Below are 3,141 nucleotides of genomic sequence, written 5' to 3'. Positions count from 1 at the left end.
CCCGGGGGGTTCAGGGGGGCTGCGCGCACGCGCGCACCGGGCTGCTACGGGTTCGCCTGTCGGCTCATCCCCTTCGGGGAGGCCCGCGGCCCCGCTTCGCATCCCTTCCCCCTCCGGGCCTGTCGGCCCTGCGCGCTCCGCTTGCCGCGCGCCCTGCGGTCGCTTCATCCAGAGAAGACGCGAGCGTCTTCTGTGGCCTTCCGTTCTTCCACTGTCCGCGACCCCGCCCGCCCCGTCGCCTTCGCCCTAAACCGGCGACGTGTAACCCGACAAGTCGGGAATGCAAGGGTAAAGGCTTCGCCCGCTTCGCGCCCTTGCATTCCCTTGGTTGTCGGGTTCCCCGACGCCAAGGGCGAAGGCGATGGGGCGAACGGTGGGAACCGGCGAAACAGTTTGAACGCCGGAAGGAAGAAAACCCGGAGGGGCTCAGGCTCAGGGACCCCGGTAGCAGGGACAGGCGATGAAGATTAAGCATCCGCAAGGCGAAGAGTTCGAGGCACGTCAGATGTGCCTGGACTTCTTTGGGCACGCCGCGCGCGTGGTGCTGCCGATCATCGTCCAGTTGCGCAAAGACCTCCGCGCATGGGAGAAGCCCGCCCGCATCGTCCGCGCCAAGCTATCGAGTTGGATTCTGCCGCTGTTTGGTGACGCCGCGGCGCTCCTGGTGCAAACCCCCTGTCACCAATAACCCACGAGGACAACGCCATGAGAGACGAGAAAATCATCGAGACCCTGAAAGACGGAGACATCCGCGTCTATGTGATCGACGATGCCCACTGGGGCGAATTCCGCGTGGAGCTCTGGATCAACGGCGAGCACCGCGCCGCCGCCGACTACTTCACCGACGACGAGCTCGAAGCGATGCAGACGGCAGAATACATGTTCGCCGAGGCCGCCAAATGAGCACCCCCTTCGACCTCGCGCGCGCCTGCGAAGAGATCGCCGCGCAGCTGCGCGCCCTGGACGACCACCGCGAACAATGCGAACGCGACCTCACCAAGCTGGCCGAACTGGGGACCATCCGCGCCAGCGAGCACTGGCGGGACGGTAAATACCTGTACCTGATCCATCCGACCGACTCTTGCGGTCAACGCAAGCGCGAATACATCGGGGCCGACCCCGACAAGGTCGCGAACGCCCGCGCCGCGATGGCCCGCGAACGCGCCGCCGACGAGCTGCGCGTCACGCTGAAAACCATCCAAGAAAAGACGGCCGCTGCGTGGCAATACATCGGCTACGCGAAGAGCACGATTGACACCGCTTTGGCGACAACCGGAGCTCACCAGGCGCACGCGCCTGTCACCATGCGCCCGAACGCATTGGTAACGCCTGGTGCGCTCTCGATCGGCGCCGGCGTCACCAATCAACGCGACTTCTGGTGAACGCCTACCGCCCCACCGGCGGGATACCCTGGTTGGTTCCCGCATCGGCAATCACGACACCCTGCGGACCGGGCGCGGACGGGGCGGGCGTTCGTCCTACGTCCTCCCGCCCTTCCCGCTCGCGCTGAAGCGGCGCAGCAGGCCCCGCACACGTAATCACCCGCTGCTGCTTGCCGCTGACAAGCTTGGCGAGGCAATCCCCCACCGGCACCACCACCCAGCCAACGCGCACCAGCTCATCGCCGGTAATAACGACCGTACCCCGGTCAGGGTGGGAGAACGTCACCACATGGCGCTGACGCGCCCCCATGCCGATGCTGCCTCCGTAGGCGAGCACGCCACCCTCCCACGGATCGGGCGCTAGTGCAGGAAGGACGTCGCCGCTTTCAACAGCCACGCGACGAGCAGGAACACCGTCAGCCGCAGGAGCACTTTGCGCGACACCCACAGGAGCAGACCGAGCAGGCCGCGACCGCTCAGGCGCAGCAGGTGCAACCCCTTCCCCGCCGAGGACCTTAGGCACCGGACGAGAAGCAACAAAAAGGCCGATACATACAAGGACAGTGACCAGCAGTACCACGCGCGGATTCTTCCAAAGAGGCGTGCCGCTGATGGTGTCGGAGACTTTGCCGGTGGCTGTAGAGTCGTAGCACTTGAAGACATATGACGGCACCTTTTTGCGGGTAATGGAGATGAAATCCGATTGCGCCTTCCCGGTATCGTCAGGCGCGTGGAAACCTTCGACGTAGCGCCCGGACAGGCCGATCAGCGCCAAGTTCTTGTGCTTGTAGGCCCCATCGGCGCAGCCGCGGTATTCATCGCGTAACTTGTTGATGTTGGGCGTGGTGAGGATGAAATCCCAGTTCCAGTGACGGTGCATCTCCCACGCGATCGAATAGCAATGCGGGCGATCGTCCGCTTCAGCCTGCGCAGAACCGCCCGGATAATCGAGCACCTGCAAATCCTTTTGCGTCCACGCCTTGGGCCAGATCGCTTGCGCCTCATCGACAAAGACAAGCGCCCCCGGTGGAGCCCAATGGAACCACGTAGCCATTCGCAGACGACCCTCGCTGGTGCTGGTGTCGACGTGAATCACGTCACCCCCTTCCGACTCATCGACGTTGAGCACATGGGCGAAGCGCTGAGCCGAGACGCCGCGGACATTCGTGACGATGACCCGCCCCGACTTCCAAGCCGGGATCATGTCATCGGCCAACGCGCCCGCGGTCTTATACGAGCCGTTCGGCCCGTAGTGAATCTTGATGCTCATGCGATGAACCTCAACACGATTTTCGAGAAACCCGCCGTCGCAATCAGGTTGATTGCTTCCGGAACCCGAGCGTAATTGACCAGAGAACGCGCATTGGACGGCAGCGCCGACAACCAGCTTTGAATCGTAGAAGCCATCGACAGCTCAGAGACGACCGCCGAGCCGATATCCCACGCCAAGGTCAGTTTCCAGACCAGCGCCTCATACCACCACGTCAGCGCCTTGACCGCGACCCACGCATAAAACTCGACCAAGAAGGTGTAGATGCCATTGGCGATCCATTCATAGATCGCATTGAGCCCGTCGAGCAACGCCTGTACCGCTTCCATATCAGTCCCTGAACAAGATGAACGCGGCGAGGATCGCCGCCATGAGCATCACCACCGTCGGAAGCCAGTCCATCCATTCGGGCTTCAGCTCCCACGTCGTTTGCTTCCCGAGCACCGAGAAGGACGCGAGTACAGGAAGCGCCCCGCCGCCCCCGGAGAC

Annotated in this window: 5 protein-coding genes; 3 read left to right on the top strand and 2 right to left on the bottom strand. The window is 63.4% G+C overall.

Annotated features, from left to right (window positions below; translation table 11 throughout):
* The first annotated feature begins 460 nt into the window (after positions 1–460).
* The 3 genes from GO615_RS27415 to GO615_RS27405 are packed head-to-tail and all read left to right on the top strand — an operon-like array spanning position 461 to position 1,382.
* Entirely contained in the window at positions 461–688 is a 228-nt protein-coding gene (locus tag GO615_RS27415) for a hypothetical protein (protein ID WP_169133013.1), read from the top strand.
* Positions 689–705: 17 nt separating this feature from the next.
* Positions 706–903, top strand: coding sequence for a hypothetical protein (locus GO615_RS27410; RefSeq protein WP_169133012.1), 198 nt, complete (start codon positions 706–708; stop codon positions 901–903).
* Complete coding sequence (locus GO615_RS27405; RefSeq protein ID WP_169133011.1) at positions 900–1,382, top strand: hypothetical protein; 483 nt, start codon at positions 900–902, stop codon at positions 1,380–1,382. Before GO615_RS27410 ends, GO615_RS27405 begins: the two co-directional genes overlap by 4 nt.
* Before the next feature lie 4 nt (positions 1,383–1,386).
* On the opposite strand, the gene GO615_RS27400 is transcribed toward GO615_RS27405, so the two are convergent.
* Positions 1,387–2,652, bottom strand: a complete 1,266-nt coding sequence (locus GO615_RS27400; RefSeq protein WP_169133010.1) for a zonular occludens toxin family protein — start codon at positions 2,650–2,652, stop codon at positions 1,387–1,389.
* Positions 2,649–2,981, bottom strand: coding sequence for a DUF2523 family protein (locus tag GO615_RS27395; RefSeq protein ID WP_169133009.1), 333 nt, complete (start codon positions 2,979–2,981; stop codon positions 2,649–2,651). Before GO615_RS27395 ends, GO615_RS27400 begins: the two co-directional genes overlap by 4 nt.
* Positions 2,982–3,141: the final 160 nt, after the last annotated feature.

The organism is Aromatoleum evansii (genome assembly GCF_012910805.1).
GTDB lineage: Bacteria > Pseudomonadota > Gammaproteobacteria > Burkholderiales > Rhodocyclaceae > Aromatoleum > Aromatoleum evansii.
The sequence above is the reverse complement of the archived record's forward strand: the minus strand, read 5'-3'. Positions and strand labels throughout refer to the sequence as shown.